Origin of the sequence: Faecalicatena orotica (assembly GCF_003149245.1) — a bacterium.
Taxonomy (GTDB): Bacteria; Bacillota; Clostridia; order Lachnospirales; family Lachnospiraceae; genus Faecalicatena_A; species Faecalicatena_A orotica.
The window spans coordinates 71,564-89,479 of record NZ_QGDL01000011.1; the positions used below are offsets into that span (position 1 = coordinate 71,564).

A 17,916-nucleotide genomic window follows, 5' to 3' on the forward strand; every position below is an offset into this window, starting at 1 on the left:
GCTTATCTGCTATGCTTTAGTACAGATACGATTTTTCTTAACGCTCAGTTTTACTTCACCAGTTTCATCCCATTCTTTCAGTATCTTCATAGCTTCTGCCGCTGCCAGGCACGCCTTTTCTTCTCCGCCATTATCTCCCCAGCGGTCTAACACCCTGTTGGAAATAACCGATAGAATTGCACCCATCCTCATTTCATGCAGATAGCCTACAACATACTGCCCGGATGTCTCCATCTCGATATTCGTCACGCCTGCAGTCTGCAGGTCCGGAATAATCTTCTCCGCGAAGGACGGCCAGTAACCGCTTCCGTCCTCGTTCAGCGGGCGGCCCTGTCCGATATAAAAAGACCCGACCGTGTAATCCAGACCCAGTCCATAGCGGAATCCAAGCCGTTCACAGGCCTCCATCAGGGCCATGACAACATAGGTATTTGCAAATGCCGGGAACTCCGGTTCCACATACGTTGCGGATGTTCCGTCCTTTCGGACACAGGCAACCGGGATAATCAGGTCGCCGAGGTCAAACTGCGGTACGATACAGCCTGTCGTGCCCACACGGATACAGGTATGAACGCCCAGTGTGTTCAGTTCGTGGAGGCAGATCTCAGAACTCGGTCCGCCAATGCCTGTAGACGTACATGCCATATCCATACCCTTATATTTTCCGGTCACTGTTTTATACTCCCGGTAAGATGCCACTTCCTTAACATCGTCCCAGTTCTTCGCTATTTTCACAGTCCTCTCCGGAGCCCCCGGAAGGATCACGTAAGGGGGGACATCCCCCGGTTTTAACTGAAGATGATATACGCCTTCATTTTCGGCCTTCGGAGCTGATGCTTTATTTATGCTTTCTTTCATAATGACTGATTCTCCTTTTATTCTGCTGAAGCTTTGATTTTATCCCAGTTCGGTACATCTGTATTAAATGGAACTTCCAGAGAACCGTCCTTGATCTGTTCTTCCATCTTTTGTGCTTCTTCAATTGCTGCCTTCATGACATCTTTATACTCTGCATTACCATCTGCGAATCTGTTGAAAGAATCCCAGTCCATAAAATATCCGCCATTCGTCAGGTCACGGATTCCGTGCTCTCCGCCCGGGTATTCCCCATTCTTTAACATTTCAATCGCTTTATATACTGTATCGCCAAAGCCGATGCCTTCGATACCGTAGAATCCTTCGTATGTGTCGTAATAGTCACTGATTTCGCCTGCACACAGGATGCCTGCATCCTTAGATGCCTCAACCACACCTGCATTGGAAGCCCCTGAATCTGCCTGGATGACGTCACAGCCTTTTGAAATCATAGCGCTTGTAATCTCTTTTGCCTTAGCCGGGTCTTCATAACTGCCTACATAGGAGAATTCCACTGTGGCATCCGGATTTGCCGCTTTTACACCCATCATGAAACCATTGCCTTCTGCATTCGGAGTCGGCTCTTCTGCACCTACCACGAAGCCTACATGATTGGATTTCGTAAGTTTTCCGGCAATATATCCGCCAAGGTAAAATGCTCCTTCACCATGAAATTCTGTATCCCACACGTTCTCATACTTCTCGCTGCCATCATTGATTGTCTGGAAAATGGCTGCATATTTCGTATCAGGATATTCTTTTGAGACAAGTTTTGTCGCATCCGTCATGTATCCATAGGTTGTTACAATCAAATCGTATCCGGCCTTAGACATTGCACGCACATCTTCTTCAAACTTAGAAGCTTCTGCTGACTCCAGCTTCTTGATCTCAACGCCAAAATCCTCTGCCGCCTGGTCGGCACCTTTTGCGAGGTCATCCATAGAAGCCTTGTCACCAAACTTCTGGTTTACTACAAGGGCAACCTTCAACTGTTTTTCCCCGTCGTCTTTTCCTTTGTCGGAAGAAGCCGGCTCAGATTTCTTTGCACACCCTGCTACAAGTCCAACCACCATCACTGCTGCAAGCATAACTGCCAAAACTCTTTTTTTCATAAATAATTTCCTTCCTTTTCTTTTTCTATGAAGAAAGTGCCGCCGCTATTTTCTCAGAAGCCTCCTGCACTCTTTTCATGACATCATTTACGTTTATTGTTTGTAAAACCCCATCTTTTACTACATGTCTTCCATCCACGAATACATCGGTCACGTCTCGTCCCGTCGCATTATAGACAAGTGCGGACGTTACCGTCTCCGGTGTCCCTGTAAGCATCGGCTGCATATGGGGAACCCTCGTCTCAATCAGGATAAAGTCGGCCTTTTTCCCTGCCTCGATGGTCCCGTAATCCTTCTCCAGACCGAAGCACTTAGCCCCGTTGATCGTTGCCATATCCAGAATATCTGTCTTCTTAAGGCTGCGGATTCCCCCACTGATTGTGTGGAGCAGCGACATTCCTTTCATTTCACGGAAAATGTCGTTGGAATTATTCCACATCGCACCGTCCGTGCCCAGAGATACGCAGACACCCTGTCTTATCATTTCCGGAACAGGGGCAATGCCGTCCTGGATCTTCATCTCGCACAGCGGCGTATTCACTACCTTTGTATCCGTCCGGGCAAGCTGGCGCACCTCTTCCTTCGAGGCATATACAACATGGGAACCAATCAGCCCCTTGTTCAGAAGGTTATTCCGGTGCAGATAGTCAACTGCCGTGGTGTGGTATTTTTCCTCCACCATTTCCTGTCTCCATGTGTTTTCCGCCAGATGACAGGTAAGCAGAACTTTGTACTGCTTTTGGATCCCCTGAATCTTCCGCAGTCTTTCTGTGTCATAGTCTTCTTCTGAGACCCCGCCCAGAACGGGCACCAGACCATTTTCCCGGCACAGCCTGATAAAACCGGTGAGAAATTGTTCTGATACGAATTCATCCGGTCTCAGGAAATCTACCCGGACATCTTCCGCCAGAGCGCCTCGTATACCAACCTCCTTCATCGCGCGTACAGAATCTTCTCCAAGTCCCCAGTACATGTTCTCCATAATAAATGTCGTACCGGAGAGTAACGCTTCACAATATGTAAGCTGTCTGGACCAGAACCTGTCCTCGTCTGTGATCAGGGTATAAAACCATCCGGTATCAGCAAACTTCCTGTTCTGTTCGAGCAGAGTTAAGTCATCCCCGAGCCCCCGCGCCAGTGTCATGTCACCGTGGCAGTGCCCGTTGACAAGTCCGGGCATCAGGATTTTCCCCTCTGCATCGATCCATTCCTCACAGTCTTCCTTATTCAGTTGTCCTTCTGATACGGCTGCAATCCGTCCTTCTGACACGCCTACCGATCCGATGAACGGCTGATACCGGTTGTGTGCCGAGACGATAACTGCCCCGCTGATACCTGTTTGATATTTCATAACCCCACCTACTGTGCCATTCTATAGATTGCTTCCACATCATCGGCATTGAGGCTCTTAAGCCCTCCGATACTGCCAAATCTGCACGCATCCTCCGCCATTTTCCTGAACTTTTCATCGGTCTCAACCCCGATCTCTTTTAAGGTTACCGGAGCCCCCATAGAAAGGAAGAACTCTTTCAGCCTGCGGATGCCTTCCAGCGCCGTTTTTTCCTGATCGTAAAAATCAACCTCTACGTCAAATACCCTGTTTGCAAACTGCACAAACCGCGGAATATTTTCTTTGTACACATATTTTGCCCAGCACGGGAACAAAACAGAGAGCGTGGAGCCGTGCACCGCGTTGTACTGTGCGCTTAGCTGCGCGCCTATCGTGTGTGTTGCCCAGTCCTGATTCCGCCCTGCCGCGAGCAGTCCGTTATGTGCCACAATTGCCGTCCACATGAACTCTGCCCTGGCATTGTAATCATCCATATTTTCCATCAGCGCCCTGGCATTTACCAGGATTGCCTTCATAACACCCTCACACATATAGTCTGTCAGGTTTACATTGACCGAACTGGAGAAGTAACGTTCCAGTACATGGGAAAACATATCCACAATTCCAAAGACTGTCTGCCGCCTCGGTATCGTCAGCGTCAGGTCCGGATTCATCAGGGTAAATGCAGGTCTTAAGAAATCTGCCATAACATCGGCACTCTCACCCGTTTCCGGATTATTCAGAACACTTCCGTTGCTGCCTTCACTGCCTGTTGCCGGGAGTGTCATAACCGTGCCCACGGGAAGTGCTTCTGTCGGGACGGCTTTCTTGCTGTAAAAATCCCATACATCACCGTCATATTTTGCACCAAGTGCTACTGCCTTTGCGGTGTCGATGACACTGCCCCCGCCTACTGCCAGTACACAGCCGATCTGGTGCTCCCTGCATAGCCCGATGCCTTCCCTGACAAGCCCGACCTTCGGGTTCGGCTCTACTCCGGGAAGTTCATAGCAGGTAACTCCCGCCGCTTCCAAAGCATCCATAATCCTCCCGTGAAGCCCTGATTTATACATATATCCGTCACCATAATGGACGAATAATACATTGTCTGATATCTTTCTGATTTCCTGTCCACAAAGCTGGTCTGCATCCTTGTCCAGGATAAACTTTGTCGGAGACATAAATTCAAAACTATCCATATCCTCTACCTTACCTTTCCATCTCTGTAACTGCCCCACATTGTGATCAGTTACGAGTTACGAATCTCTTTCAGAAAAGAGGTTCCCGCCTGAAATTCATATCCGAAATATTCAGAAACGGTTGCCGCAATATCCGAAAAGGTACTTCTTGTTCCTATGTCTGTTCCTTTTTTTAACTGTTTCCCATAAACGACGATCGGTATATACTCACGGGTATGGTCTGTTCCCGGAGTTGTGGGGTCGCACCCGTGGTCGGCAGTAATCAGGAGGATGTCTTCCTCATCCAGAAGGCTTAACATCTCAGGTACAAAGGTATCGAAATATTCAAGCGCCTCTGCATACCCCTGTGGGTCATTCCGGTGGCCGTACAGCATGTCAAAATCAACCAGATTCACAAATAAAAGTCCGTCAAATCCTGTTCTCAGATAAGACAGTGCCGCCTGGATGCCCTCTCTGTTATTCTTTGTATGGTTGATTTCTGTCAGTCCCCGCCTGTTAAAGATGTCCTCTATCTTGCCGACGCCGATTACGTCTTTCCCCTTTTCACTGAGCAGGTCCAGAACGGTATAACCGGGCGGGTCCACAGAAAAATCCTTCCGGTTCTCGGTGCGGTAATAATTGCCGCTCTCCCCGGTAAATGGCCTGCAAATCACCCTGCTTACAGTGTCATCCCCTGTCAGAAGCTCCCTTGCCGTCTTGCAGATCTCATACTGCCGCTTAAGAGGAATGATACTCTCGTGCATGGCAATCTGCATCAGGCTGTCCGCGGACAGATAGACGATGGGATAGCCAGTCCTTACATGCTCATCCCCCAGCACCTTTATGATCTCTGTACCGGATGCCGGGTAATTCCCGATCACCTTTGTACCGATCCTGCGTTCCAGCTCTTCTATGATCCGCGGGGGAAAGGATTCACCGAACACTTTAAACGGTTTCTTCACCGTCAGCCCTGCGATCTCGAAATGCCCATTTGTCGTATCTTTGGCTTTCCCGAGCTCTGCTGCTTTCCCGAAACACCCTTCCGGTTCCCCGGCGGCCGCAAGGCCTGTGCCCTGAATATGAAATAACCCTAGTTTCTTCAGGTTCGGAATATGTAAACCACCTCTGTATTCATCAACATGTTTCAGCGTGTTGGTTCCGGTATCCCCGAACTCATCAGCATCGGGAAGTTCTCCTACCCCGACGCTGTCCAGCACGATAATTGTAAACTTTGGCATGGCCCGTTTTCCTCCTATTCACCGGCTTCGTCAAGAAGTCCCGGTCCGTTGCCCTCTTCCCAGGCAAACACTTCCCACACATTCCCTTCAAAATCCTGAAAATAAGCCGCCCTGGAGCCAAAACCATATGTAGTCGGTTCCTTGATGCAGTTCACCCCGTTGCCAATCAGTTCCTGTGCAATATCATCTACATCCTGAAGTTTCGGGACTTTTACGGCCATCATAAAATGATGCCCTTCCCCATCTATATATGTATGGTCCACGACTTCACAGAGCCCTTTTTTATCCCAAAGTGTTACTGCCGTCCCGCAGAACTCAAACTCCGCATAGTTCGCATGCTCCGGGTCCGGCTGGAGCCGCTTTATTTTGAATCCGAACTTCTCCGTATAGAATTTAAGCGCTCCCTGAAAGTCTTTTACAAATAAACAGATATCATTTAATTTCGTTAACATTTCCAGCTTGCTCATATACCTGATGCACCTCCGTTATTCTTTTCCGAAATACAATACTCATCCAGCCAGATGCCAGTCCAAAGACGCAGTACAGCAGCACAATCCCGGCCGACTGCCATATCCTGATTCCTTCCACATAGCTGTTGATTCCGAAAAAAGCACCTGCACCAACAAAAAATACTGCCACATTGCTGATACACCAGGGTGCAAATTCGAAATACATCATAAATGGAACGACGATCAGCGCTACAACCGGTACTGTCAGGAGTTTCAAATCCGGGAGCACGGCCGGCATCCCGATCATGATGACCGCAAAAACGATTCCCAGAACATAGCCGCAGAACCCTTTCACGGCCCCTTTCACGCTGCTTCCCAGCAGAAAATATAGCGCCCACCCCTGAAAGGCGATAAAGACAAATCCGCTGTGTCCGCCCGGTACAAGGTGTGTGCCAATCAACTGGTCCACGAGCTGGAGCAGGAATGACTGGATTCCTACAAAAACGGCAAATATTAGATACTGGCTTTTCTTCATCTCTCCACCCATTCATCCTTAGTCCATAATAAGGAGGCACCCTGGCCCGACCATGATGTCTCCTTATCAGTCACAGCCTTTCATGGTAAGTTTCCGGCCATCTTTTCAGATATGCTATTTCTCACCATTTGCAGCATTCATGAATCTTCTCTGATATGTAATAATCTGTGGGGCAGATGTGTTCTGGGCCAGATAACTCGGTTCTGTTGTAATCACAATCCGGTCTGTCATATCCTTGAACTCATCCTCCGTCATCAGCTTGTCGAGTTCCGGATACATTCTGGAACCTTCGATACTGCAGATAATCAGTCTGGTATCATCCAGATTCGAATTCCTGAGCATTCTTAAGTTATGCCTTACACCATCCATGCCGTCAAACCCTTCATGCTCATTAATCTTCCTGTATTCCACAGTCTCCCTTGCTACCTTCTCAACCAGACGCAGGTCTGCATCCTGATCGTCTCTGGAGAGGAAGTCCCATTCGATCATAAAGCTGCGCAGTGCCTGCAGGAACCGGTCATCATACGTTGTCTGGTATGCGTTCAGCAGCCCGTTGATGTAAGTTGTAACCCCGAAGCGCTGGCGTACGAAGCTGTTGATGAAGTACGGCTTTGCCTGCAGCGCCATACCTGTCTGCCACGGTTCAAACATCAGCGTGTAATTCACACGGAATCCGTGTTCTTTCAGCTTCAGTGCAAGATTATGCCCGTAAAGGTAGTCCTTCGTCGTGCCCTGGTTCCAGCGTGTGGACAGCTTTTTGTTTCCGGTGAGCAGTTCCCCGACATTATCTGCATTAACAGGACCTGTATGCGGAACTTTGATTACCATCCGGTAATCGGAGAACATCTCCCTGAATTCTTCCGCCTCCTCCAGAATCTGGCTGAAATCAGCAAACGGGTTATTCACCTCAACGCTGATATCGCAGCCGGGACCGAGTATGTTGGAAATTTCACCCATGACTTCATTTCTGGTCTTGAACTTATGACCGACGTTTGCCTTTGGATTATTGATGAACAGGTCATAAATAATACCCGGGTTACAGGTCAGGTTGCCGATCAGGTGCTTGATCGGTTCCACTTCATACGGGTTAGCCGTATCTGCCGAATAGATGAACTTGGTCGGCCTCTTTTTACCGTTCTTATCATACGATATATTTCTGACCAAATCTATTTCCATTATCTGGTTCTCTTTCATGTTGTACTCAATCTTGAAGCCTGCGGGAGTCTCTCCTTCCGGAACCTTGAATAAGTCGATGACATCCTTAAACCGTTCGCTGACACCGATGTAGCGGACTGTCTTCTGAAGAAATTCGTATTCTTCCAGGCTTATATTCTGATGGAGTGCTCTTCTAACATACCCCTCGTCACTTGATATGATCTGTGTCTCTCCGCCTACGAGAGACGCCAAACTGTAATTCACTGTCTGCATAATACCCTCCATTACTTCAGCTCTTCCAGATATCTGCTGTATTCTTCAACAAGCTTTCCTGCACTTCTTGTCCCTACCAGACTGACGCCCATGTGTTCAAACATATGGAGGGCCGCCGGCATGGTAAATGTTCTCGGCACACCTGATACCTTGATCTTTGTATCGCCGGAAAGATTATCCTTCATAATCTGTACCTGTTCCATCGTCGGGAATGCCTGTGAGCCTGTTGCAGTCTTTACATATGTAACGCCGCATTCACAGCAGATTCTTGTCAGCTCGGCAATCTCTTCGTCTGTCAGGAAACCGACTTCGAATATCAGCTTTGTATCGCAGCCGTCCCCGCAGATTCTTACAAATTCACTGATTTCATGGCGGACCAGCTCATAATTTTTATCTTTTACAGCTCCAATGTTTACAACCATGTCGCAGGCCGTACATCCAAGCTTTACCATCTCTTCCAGTTCAAACAATTTTGCTTTTGTGCACATCGCACCGTAAGGAAAACCAATGACTGCACTCGGTCCTACATCTGTTCCCTTTAACTCTTCCACGACAAGTTCTGCCCAGCAGGAATTCACATTTACTGCGTTTACATGATACTTCTTGGCAATATCACATGCCTTGATAATATCTTCCTTCTGTAAATTCGGTGCCAGATAAGCCAAATCCAAATGTTTTGCAAATTCATTCACTGTCAACATTGTAAATCCTCCTAATAATCCACTTTTCCTTGCTTTGTATATTGATGCGCATTTTCAATATATTGTTTGTTACAATGTCAATATACCACCCTGATTTTGTTTTGTCAATAACATTTGTTATTTTTATTTCATATTTTTCACATTTCTATTTGTTATAAATGTTTATATATTATCATTTGTTTGAATAATTTGCCTTATTTGTAACAAATCTGGGGAGAATTCCATCAAAAAAGAACAGCCGGAACAAGTCCGCTGTTCTTTCGATCAAACTATCAGTTATTCATATCATATTGCTTTGGCGCGCCCCTCTATTGCACTCTCCTCTGCCTGCTTACTTCAAACATCAGCACTGTGGCCGCTACAGCCGCATTCAGTGACTCCACCTGTCCTGACATCGGGATACGCACCCACGCATCCGCGCATTCCGCTACTTCCTTACGCAGACCGTTTCCTTCATTTCCGATCAGAAATGCAGTCCCCTTTTGGTAATCCTCCTGGTCATAAGCATTTTTCCCGTCCAGATGTGCCGCATAAACCCGTACACCGTGTTCTTTTACCGTTTCAATTCCCGCCATTACATCATCCAGATATAAAAACGGCATCCGGTAAATGGCCCCCATCGTGGATCGGATCGTCTTTGGGTTATAAATGTCTACACAATCCCTGCTCATCAGGATTCCTGTCACACCTGCGGCTTCCGCCGTCCTGAATATGGTGCCTGCGTTTCCCGGGTCCTGAAGATTGTCCAGAACCAGAATGTGCGGGGATTTCTGTTTCAGGATCTCCTCCAGCGTGTAATCCATCTGCCGGATTACCGCCAGAATCCCCTGGGGCGTCTTCGTGTCGGATACATAATCAAATACCGTATCCGACAGAATTTCCGGCACAAACCCTTTTTCTTCCAGTTCTTTTTCATGCTTCTTCATATAAGACTCTGAGACATATACTTTACGCACCCGCTTCTGCGGCGCCTCCATGACCATTCTTGTCCCCTCGGCCAGAAATACTCCCGCCTGATTTCTCGCCTTGCTTTTTTTCTGCAGCTGCAGCAGTTCTTTTACCCTTTGGTTACTTGTACTTGTAATCATATCTTTCTACCATTACTTTCTGGAATTATTCATTTTCTGCTCTTACTTCATAGAATGGAACTTCGACAAAACCGAGTTGGCCCCGATCACGATAATGATGCAGTCTGACGGAAGCGGCTCGTGAGGGTCAAACGTAACATCTACTTCTTCCCCCCGCATGATCCCGACGACATTCAGCCCGTAGCGCTCCCTTACCTTCAGATCGGCAAGTGATTTCCCGACCCATTTATCCGGGATCACAGTCTCTGCCATGCTGTATTCCGCGGACAGTTCAATCCAGTCCGTAAACGCGGTTGAGACCAGACTTTTCGCCACCCTGCTGCCCATGTCCCGCTCCGGATAGACGATCGCATCTGCCCCGATCTTTTCCAGAATCATGCCCTGAAGTTCGTCTCTGGCTTTTGCAAGAACGTAAGGAATGCCGATCTCCTTAGCCGCAATCGTCGCCATGATACTTGCTTCCAGACTTTCTGATACTGCCACGACAGCACCGTCCAGATTCTTACCTCCCAGAGACACGAGTGCCTCGGGGTCGGATACATCCGCCCTCATGGCATAAGATACCGAATCAGAGATTTCCTGCACCTTCTCATATGATTTATCTACCACAATCACGTCACAGCCCAGACTTTCCAAAGTCAGCGCAACGCTCCGCCCAAAGCTTCCCAGTCCAAATACCGCATATTGTTTCTTCATTCATCTTCTCCTTGCAACATCTTTGTTTGTCATTACCAGCCTATTAACCCAGCATAATCCGTTTTTCCGGAAGATCTCGTAACTGGGCACCAGTGTCTGCCCTGCCCGCGAAGACAAGGGCCATCGTGATGGGTCCAATCCTCCCGATATACATCAGCACCATCAGAACGGCCTGACTCGCCCGGCACAAATCCGGGGTAAGGTCGGCCGTCAGCCCCACGGTTGCCATCGCAGATGTTACCTCATACATGATCCTGAGGAAATCCACATGTGGCTCCAGAACGGTAACCAGTGTTACTCCTGACAGCCAGAATAAAAAAGTAAGCAGGATAATGGCGATACCTGAGCGGACAACAGAAGGCTCGATCTTCCTTCCGAAGCATTCCGTATCCCTCTTTCCCTTAATGACGCCGATGCATGTCAGAAGCAGCATCGCAACGGTCGTCGTCTTCACCCCGCCTGCAGTTCCTGCCGGAGAACCGCCGACAAACATGAGGATACATGCCAGCAGTTTTGATCCCGGCGCCAGTCCGTCCTGAGAAATATTTGCAAAACCGGCAGTCCTTGTCGTAACGGACTGGAACCCGGCAGCCATCAGCTTCTGCCCCAGATTGAGTCCTGCCATTGTATCCGGATTATGATACTCCAGTACAAAAAATCCGACAAACCCGGCCGCCAGCAGAACAAGGGTCATCGTCAGCACGATCTTTGTCTGAAGCTTCAGGCGCGTAAACAGCCTTCTTGCCGGCTGCTTCTCCCATATCACTCTCTTCGTGTTTTTATAAATGTCATGCCAAACCGTGAATCCCAGCCCCCCGATGACAATTAGAAACATCGTCGTAAAACTGATGACCGGTGATTTTACATATTCCATATAACTGCTGTTTCCCAGAATGTCAATCCCGGCATTGCAGAACGCAGATACCGCATGGAAAATGGAATAGCAGATACCTTTTACCATACCGAATTCGGGAATGAATTTTATCGAATAGAGAATGGCACCGATCCCTTCCACGATGAAAGTTCCGCGCAGGATGCGGATAATAAACTTCACCAGGCCGCTCAGTGTGTCCAGATTGTAGGTCTGCTGAATCACAACGCGTTCCTTCAATGTAATCTTTTTCTTAATAATCAGGAAAAAGGCCATCATACATGCAATCACTCCCAGACCGCCGATCTGTATCAGTACCAGGAGTATTCCTTTTCCAAATACCGTGAACTGTACGGCCGGGGTGATTGTCACAAGTCCTGTCACGCAGACGGCAGAGACCGCCGTAAACAGCGCATCCGCAAATGCGATCGGCTGCCGGTTACTGACAGGGAGCCATAAAAGCAGTGCCCCCAGCAGGATAACGCCTAAAAAACCAACCGCAATCTTCTGCATCGTATTGAGGCTGATTTTCCTTAAACTTTTATTTTTCATGTCTTAGCACCTTAAGTTTTATTATTCCGGATAAGCCGGTGTATTATGATATTAACTTTGGTTACCATTCTAACACAGGCGAACTGAAAAGGACAGCCCCGAAATCATTCGGAACTGTCCTTGTATGTGTTACTGGTTTTACATTACACCTTGAAGCGGTATCCTACACCCCAGATTGTCTCAATATACTGAGGGTGTGAGGTATCGTATTCAATCTTCTCACGGATTTTTTTAATATGCACGGTCACAGTGGCAATATCCCCGATGGATTCCATATCCCAGATCTGCTGGAACAGTTCTTCCTTCGTGTATACATGGTTCGGGTGCCCGGCCAGAAATGTCAGAAGGTCGAACTCTTTTGTTGTAAAGGACCTTTCCTCTCCATTGACCCAGACACGTCTCGCGGTCGTATCAATCTTCAGCCCCCTGATCTCGATGATCTCATTCTCTTCCACATTGCTTCCTATCAGACGCTCGTAGCGTGCCAGATGTGCCTTCACACGGGCCACAAGCTCACTCGGGCTGAAAGGCTTTGTCATATAATCATCTGCGCCAAGTCCCAGACCCCTGATCTTGTCGATGTCATCCTTCTTCGCTGATACCATAATGATCGGCGTATTCTTCTGGTCACGGACCTGCCTGCAGATCTCAAATCCATCCACCCCCGGGAGCATAAGGTCTAGTATAATCAGATCAAAATCCTCCTCCAGCGCCTTTTTCATTCCAATCTCACCATCATTTGCTACAGAAACCTCGAAGTCACTCAGTTCCAGATAGTCCTTCTCCAGATCTGCAATACTTTCTTCATCCTCAATAATCAAAATCTTCTTACTCATCCACCGGTACCTCCTGATATTTTCTTATTACAAAATACATTGTTGTTCCAGCCCCATCCTCACTGGTCGCCCAAATCTTACCGCCATGTTCTTCCACAATCTTCTTGACGATGGAAAGTCCGATACCACTTCCGCCTTTCGAAGAGTTTCTTGAAGCATCCGTCCGGTAAAACCTGTCGAATATATACGGTAAGTCCTTCGGGGCGATCCCTTTGCCGTTATCTCCAAGCTCAATCTGGATAAAATCCCCTACATCCTTTAAATTCATAAAAATCTTTCCCTTCGGCTTGTCCATATATTTCAGGGAGTTATTAACAATATTGTTAATTACCCGCCGAAGCTGTTCCGGATCTACAATTACCTTAAAGTCCGTTTCCACATAATTGCGGTACGTAAACTCCACACCCTTCGCTTCCAGTTCCAGCGACAAATCCTCTGCACAGTCGCCAAAATACTGTTTGGCTGAGCAGGTCGTAAAATTGTAAGGAATACGGTTCGTGTCGATCTTGGAATAGAGCGTCAGCTCATTGATAAGCAGATCCATCTCATTAGCCTTATTGTATATTGTTTTGATGTATCTGTCCATCTTTTCCGGCGTATCCGCAACACCATCCATGATTCCCTCCACATAACCTTTAATCGCCGTAATCGGTGTTTTCAAATCATGGGAGATATTACTGATCAGTTCCTTATTCTCTCTATCATACGCAACTTTTTCTTCCGCATTCGCCTTCAGCCGGAGACGCATCTCCTCGAAGTCCCGGCAGAGCATGCCGATCTCATCGTCAGTCTCACTCTTAATCTCAAAATCCAGATTCCCCTCCTTAATATTACGGGTTGCGATCTGCAGTCTCGAGAGCGGCAGTGAAACCGTCCTGTAGATCCAGTAAATCAAAAGTGCTGCTGTCAGGAATACAACCAGCAGATACAGCTGCTGGATCTCCCCCAGCTCGCCCGCCCCCTTCGGCGCAAACGTATACATCGCAATAATCGCAAAAATAGTAGGAAGAATCATAACCGTCATAAACGCGAGAATCAATTTCGTCTTAAGCTTCATATTGTCACCTCTTCTGCAAAGGGGTCAGACCCTTTTGCGCTCCGTTTTCAGAATATTCTTAAAATTATGCTGCCTGTTTTTCTTCGGTACGCCCCGCCGCCCTCATGTTTACCGGATTTTTGTTATATCCGGCCCATATAGTTATATATGAAAAAGACAGACACTTTCCGGTGCCTGTCCCCTTCTTTTTTAACGCACCTAATACTGTTATATTACAGATATTTTCTCAATGCGTCAACTTTATCTAACTTTTCCCAAGGTAAATTTAAGTCATTACGGCCAAAATGTCCATATGCTGCTGTCTGTTTGTAGATCGGTCTGCGAAGGTCAAGCATTTTGATGATTCCGGCCGGACGCAGGTCGAAGTTCTCGCGGATAATTTCGATCAGCTTCTCCTCGGATACATTTCCTGTTCCGAATGTATCTACGTTGATGGAAGTCGGCTGTGCAACACCGATTGCATAGGATAACTGGATCTCGCATTTCTTTGCAAGGCCCGCCGCTACAATGTTCTTTGCTGCGTAACGAGCTGCATATGCCGCGGAGCGGTCTACTTTTGTACAGTCTTTTCCGGAGAAAGCCCCGCCGCCGTGGCGTGCCATTCCGCCGTAAGTATCTACGATGATCTTTCTTCCTGTCAGGCCGCTGTCCCCGTGAGGTCCTCCGATGACAAAGCGCCCCGTCGGGTTAATAAAGAACTTTGTATTCTCATCAATCATCTCTGACGGAAGAATCTCATCAAACACGTATTTCCTGATGTCTTCGTGGATCTGCTCCTGTGTAACCTCCGGGTCATGCTGTGTGGATAATACAACTGCTTCCAGTCTCGCGGGAACGCCGTTCTCGTCATATTCTACCGTTACCTGGGTCTTCCCGTCGGGGCGCAGGTACGGAAGTGTTCCATCTTTCCTGATCTCTGTCAGCCTTCTGGCGAGCTTGTGGGCCATAGCGATCGGGTATGGCATATATTCCTCTGTCTCATCTGTTGCATATCCGAACATCATTCCCTGGTCTCCGGCTCCGATTGCCTCAATCTCGTCGTCGGACATCTTATTTTCTTTTGCTTCGAGAGCCTTGTCAACCCCGAGTGCAATATCTGCTGACTGCTCGTCAATCGCAGTGATTACGCCGCATGTATCCGCGTCAAAGCCGAATTTCCCCCTTGTATATCCAATCTCACGTACGGTATCACGTACCAGCTTCTGGATGTCCACATACGCATTCGTCGTGATTTCCCCCATGACCATGACAAGACCTGTTGTTGTGCATGTCTCACACGCCACACGGCTCATCGGGTCTTCCTTGAGAAGCGCATCCAAAATAGCATCGGATATCTGGTCACACATTTTATCCGGATGTCCTTCTGTTACTGATTCTGATGTAAATAATAATTTTTCCATGTCATTTCTCCCTTCTGAAATGTCCGGACCGTCCGCGGTTCTTTTCGTATAATAAACCACCAGTACGTCCGAATCAGCTCTTTCTCTCTGGGACTGCCTGCCTTGTTCACAAAAAATTTCCTCTATAAACAAAGAAAACAGCCCACAAGAAGCGGACTGTTTATATCTCATAAATCAATCCTCTTATTGTTCGATTACTCGCTCAGGTTGGCACCTTCCGTGTTAGGGGTTGCCGCGGCTTCACAGGTCCTTTGTACCTCCACCGCTCTGAATAAGAGAAAGCTTGCTTTGTTAAGTTGTTAAGTACAATAGGAACTTTACACCGTATTATGAAAAATGTCAATATACATCTTTCAATTTTTGTATCCTTCCATTAATCTCCTGATTACGTTTTTGAAATTCTTATGAAAGCAGCTCTTCCAACTCCAGCTCACAGGCCGGAATAACCGGAAGCGGATTCTCCGTATGCTCACCCAGCATTTTTTCCATCCATACCATATCGTACCAGACACCCAGTTTATAGCCGCATTTATGAAAATGTGCGACCGTTTTGTACCCGAGCTTCTCGTGGAACGCGATGCTTTCCGGATGGGGATAGGCGATACAGGCATTCAGATTCAGAATATGCTGTTCTTTCAAAACCTCTTCCAGCTTCTCATAGAGTTTTCTTCCAATTCCCCTGCCTTTCAGTTCACGGCCGACATAGACCGTCGTTTCGACAGACCAGTCATAAGCATCTCTGTCTTTAAACTGGGAAACATAGCAGTATCCGGCGATTTTTCCGTCAGCCACCGCCACCAGATAAGGATACTTTTGCATTATACGGACCATGCGGGCCCTGAATTCCTCCAGAGTCGGCGGCTCATATTCAAAAGTGATAGCCGTATCCGTCACATACGGGATATAAATATTAAGGAGGGCTTCTGCATCACGCAGATCAGCCGCCCTGATTATAATCTCTTCTTTATTCATCTTTCTTTTCCACCTCTTTGAATACCCCTTTATCGTTCAGCTCTGCATTGGGGGACAAACCGTTGAAAAACTCATAGAATTCGGTCTGCTCGTCCTTATCTTTAATATACTGGGTTGTATACTCCGTCTGCAGACAGGGCACGAAGGACATTTCTTTCAATCCCTTATCATTAATATCCAGCTTCAAAAGGCCGGTATATTTTGTCTCATCATTAAACCAGAAATCCCCCATGCTGTAAATAACAGGCTTTCCGTCTATGTATTCCATCCCCTGAAGCACATGGGGATGTCCTCCGACTACAATGTCGGCCCCGGCGTCCAGAAATTCTTTTCCCATATCGTGCTGATACTGTTCGTAAACATTCGTGTCTTCGGGTCCCCAGTGGATATATGCAATCAAATAATCACACTGTCCAGCTGCATCCTGAATGACCCGGTTATATTCCGCCGTATCATAAGCCTCCAGAACCCCCGGAGAGTCTTCTTCTGCCGCAGGGGTGTAATACACCACTTCTGCATTCGTCGCCGCGACAAAACCGATTTTCACACCGTTTACCACATAATAAACCGGCCGCTTCGCCTCCCCGATATTCCTCCCGCCGCCAACATAAGGGATCTTGGCCTCATCCAGAAGGTCCAGCGTATCTAAAAGGGCATCTTCGCCATAATCGTAAACATGGTTATTGGCCAGAGATACGAGATCCGTCCCCATCTCCTCAAGAAGGGCCATGCGCTCAGGTTTTGCACGGAACGTGTACAGCTTCCCCTCCAGAGCCTCCCCTCTTTCACTGATACAGTACTCATGGTTCAGGTAAAAAACATCCGCATCATTTGTTATTTTCAATATTTCGGGAGAAATGCATTTCGACAGGTCATTTACCGTGTCATAGTGATCCAGCACAAATCCATCCTCTGCAAAACAGATGTCCCCTGCAACAACCACTTCCGCAGCCTTACCGGAACTTCCTTTTTTCACGTAAATCCCATGCTTCTTTGCAGTTTTTGTGTCATCAAGCCAGCCTTTATAGCGGTCATTAACGACATGCATCGTTTCTCCAACCGCGGCATAAATATCTTCACCGGAAATCTTTCCATCCTGTGCAGCCTTCAAAACTGCATCCTTTTTTTCCGGATAAGCCTCCATGAACCAGTCGGAAAAAGAGCCTTTTTCCCCTTTCCCGGTAGCAGACGAAGCCTCCACCGCACCATCCAGCGTCTTAACAAATGTATCGTAGCAAGCCTGCACCGCTTCTTTTCCCGCAGCCAGCTGCTTTTTCGACGAATGCCGCTTCACTCCCGCAATACATAAACTGATTATCACTATCAGAATCAGCACGGCTCCCCCAATGACCATCAGCATCCTCTGACGCACCTGTTTTCTACGCTTCTCAATCCGCTGTCTGCGGACCTCTGCATCGTATCTGTCGTTCCCCATATTTACAGCCTCCTCATTTGCAAATCCAAACCATATATACAAAACCATTGCATACCACGGAATAAAAGTCAAGACCTTCTCCTGATAATTTACGCAGGAATTTTTCTCCTGTTATATACCTTATTTGGGAATGTGCATCCCGCCCGGAGGACTTTTTACTTCGCATGATGCATTTTCTTCGTA

Annotated in this window: 17 protein-coding genes and 1 riboswitch; all 17 genes read right to left on the reverse strand. The window is 47.5% G+C overall.

Annotated features, from left to right (window positions below; translation table 11 throughout):
• Positions 1-9: 9 nt before the first annotated feature.
• The 17 genes from A8806_RS17495 to A8806_RS17575 all read right to left on the reverse strand — a co-directional run bounded on the left by A8806_RS17495 (position 10) and on the right by A8806_RS17575 (position 17,733).
• Positions 10-858 carry a nucleoside phosphorylase gene (locus A8806_RS17495; protein ID WP_109732451.1) on the reverse strand — a complete coding sequence of 283 codons (849 nt, stop codon included), beginning with the start codon at positions 856-858 and terminating at the stop codon, positions 10-12.
• Positions 859-875: 17 nt separating this feature from the next.
• Complete coding sequence (locus A8806_RS17500) at positions 876-1,967, reverse strand: BMP family ABC transporter substrate-binding protein (protein ID WP_242996168.1); 1,092 nt, start codon at positions 1,965-1,967, stop codon at positions 876-878.
• A 25-nt stretch (positions 1,968-1,992) separates the two neighbouring features.
• Positions 1,993-3,318, reverse strand: a complete 1,326-nt coding sequence (locus A8806_RS17505) for an amidohydrolase family protein (RefSeq protein WP_109732452.1) — start codon at positions 3,316-3,318, stop codon at positions 1,993-1,995.
• Between the two features lie 8 nt (positions 3,319-3,326).
• On the reverse strand, positions 3,327-4,496 hold the full coding sequence (locus A8806_RS17510; protein ID WP_109732453.1) for an iron-containing alcohol dehydrogenase: 1,170 nt from the start codon (positions 4,494-4,496) through the stop codon (positions 3,327-3,329).
• A 50-nt stretch (positions 4,497-4,546) separates the two neighbouring features.
• Positions 4,547-5,713 carry a phosphopentomutase gene (locus A8806_RS17515; protein WP_109732454.1) on the reverse strand — a complete coding sequence of 389 codons (1,167 nt, stop codon included), beginning with the start codon at positions 5,711-5,713 and terminating at the stop codon, positions 4,547-4,549.
• Between the two features lie 14 nt (positions 5,714-5,727).
• Positions 5,728-6,180: a VOC family protein gene (locus A8806_RS17520; protein WP_109732455.1), complete on the reverse strand. Its 453-nt coding sequence runs from the start codon at positions 6,178-6,180 to the stop codon at positions 5,728-5,730.
• The gene (locus A8806_RS17525) at positions 6,146-6,697 is read right to left on the reverse strand and encodes a DUF1097 domain-containing protein (RefSeq protein WP_181368767.1); all 552 of its coding nucleotides are present in this window, start codon (positions 6,695-6,697) and stop codon (positions 6,146-6,148) included. The genes A8806_RS17520 and A8806_RS17525 overlap by 35 nt, the downstream gene beginning before the upstream one ends.
• A gap of 114 nt (positions 6,698-6,811) precedes the next feature.
• Positions 6,812-8,125 (reverse strand): transaldolase family protein, encoded by a 1,314-nt coding sequence (locus tag A8806_RS17530; protein ID WP_109732588.1) that lies wholly within the window; start codon positions 8,123-8,125, stop codon positions 6,812-6,814.
• A gap of 11 nt (positions 8,126-8,136) precedes the next feature.
• The gene (deoC, locus tag A8806_RS17535) at positions 8,137-8,826 is read right to left on the reverse strand and encodes a deoxyribose-phosphate aldolase (RefSeq protein WP_109732457.1); all 690 of its coding nucleotides are present in this window, start codon (positions 8,824-8,826) and stop codon (positions 8,137-8,139) included.
• 308 nt (positions 8,827-9,134) lie between these two features.
• Positions 9,135-9,914 carry a 23S rRNA (guanosine(2251)-2'-O)-methyltransferase RlmB gene (gene rlmB / locus A8806_RS17540; protein WP_109732458.1) on the reverse strand — a complete coding sequence of 260 codons (780 nt, stop codon included), beginning with the start codon at positions 9,912-9,914 and terminating at the stop codon, positions 9,135-9,137.
• Positions 9,915-9,956: 42 nt separating this feature from the next.
• The gene (locus A8806_RS17545; RefSeq protein WP_109732459.1) at positions 9,957-10,610 is read right to left on the reverse strand and encodes a potassium channel family protein; all 654 of its coding nucleotides are present in this window, start codon (positions 10,608-10,610) and stop codon (positions 9,957-9,959) included.
• A gap of 43 nt (positions 10,611-10,653) precedes the next feature.
• Complete coding sequence (locus A8806_RS17550; RefSeq protein ID WP_109732460.1) at positions 10,654-12,033, reverse strand: TrkH family potassium uptake protein; 1,380 nt, start codon at positions 12,031-12,033, stop codon at positions 10,654-10,656.
• A gap of 143 nt (positions 12,034-12,176) precedes the next feature.
• The gene (locus tag A8806_RS17555) at positions 12,177-12,869 is read right to left on the reverse strand and encodes a response regulator transcription factor (RefSeq protein WP_109732461.1); all 693 of its coding nucleotides are present in this window, start codon (positions 12,867-12,869) and stop codon (positions 12,177-12,179) included.
• Positions 12,862-13,926, reverse strand: a complete 1,065-nt coding sequence (locus tag A8806_RS17560) for a sensor histidine kinase (protein ID WP_109732462.1) — start codon at positions 13,924-13,926, stop codon at positions 12,862-12,864. The genes A8806_RS17555 and A8806_RS17560 overlap by 8 nt, the downstream gene beginning before the upstream one ends.
• 212 nt (positions 13,927-14,138) lie before the next feature.
• Complete coding sequence (metK, locus tag A8806_RS17565) at positions 14,139-15,326, reverse strand: methionine adenosyltransferase (RefSeq protein WP_109732589.1); 1,188 nt, start codon at positions 15,324-15,326, stop codon at positions 14,139-14,141.
• A gap of 180 nt (positions 15,327-15,506) precedes the next feature.
• Positions 15,507-15,604: riboswitch (SAM riboswitch) on the reverse strand.
• A 124-nt stretch (positions 15,605-15,728) separates the two neighbouring features.
• Entirely contained in the window at positions 15,729-16,298 is a 570-nt protein-coding gene (locus A8806_RS17570) for a GNAT family N-acetyltransferase (RefSeq protein WP_109732463.1), read from the reverse strand.
• Positions 16,291-17,733 carry a CapA family protein gene (locus A8806_RS17575; RefSeq protein WP_242996169.1) on the reverse strand — a complete coding sequence of 481 codons (1,443 nt, stop codon included), beginning with the start codon at positions 17,731-17,733 and terminating at the stop codon, positions 16,291-16,293. The genes A8806_RS17570 and A8806_RS17575 overlap by 8 nt, the downstream gene beginning before the upstream one ends.
• Between the last annotated feature and the right edge of the window lie 183 nt (positions 17,734-17,916).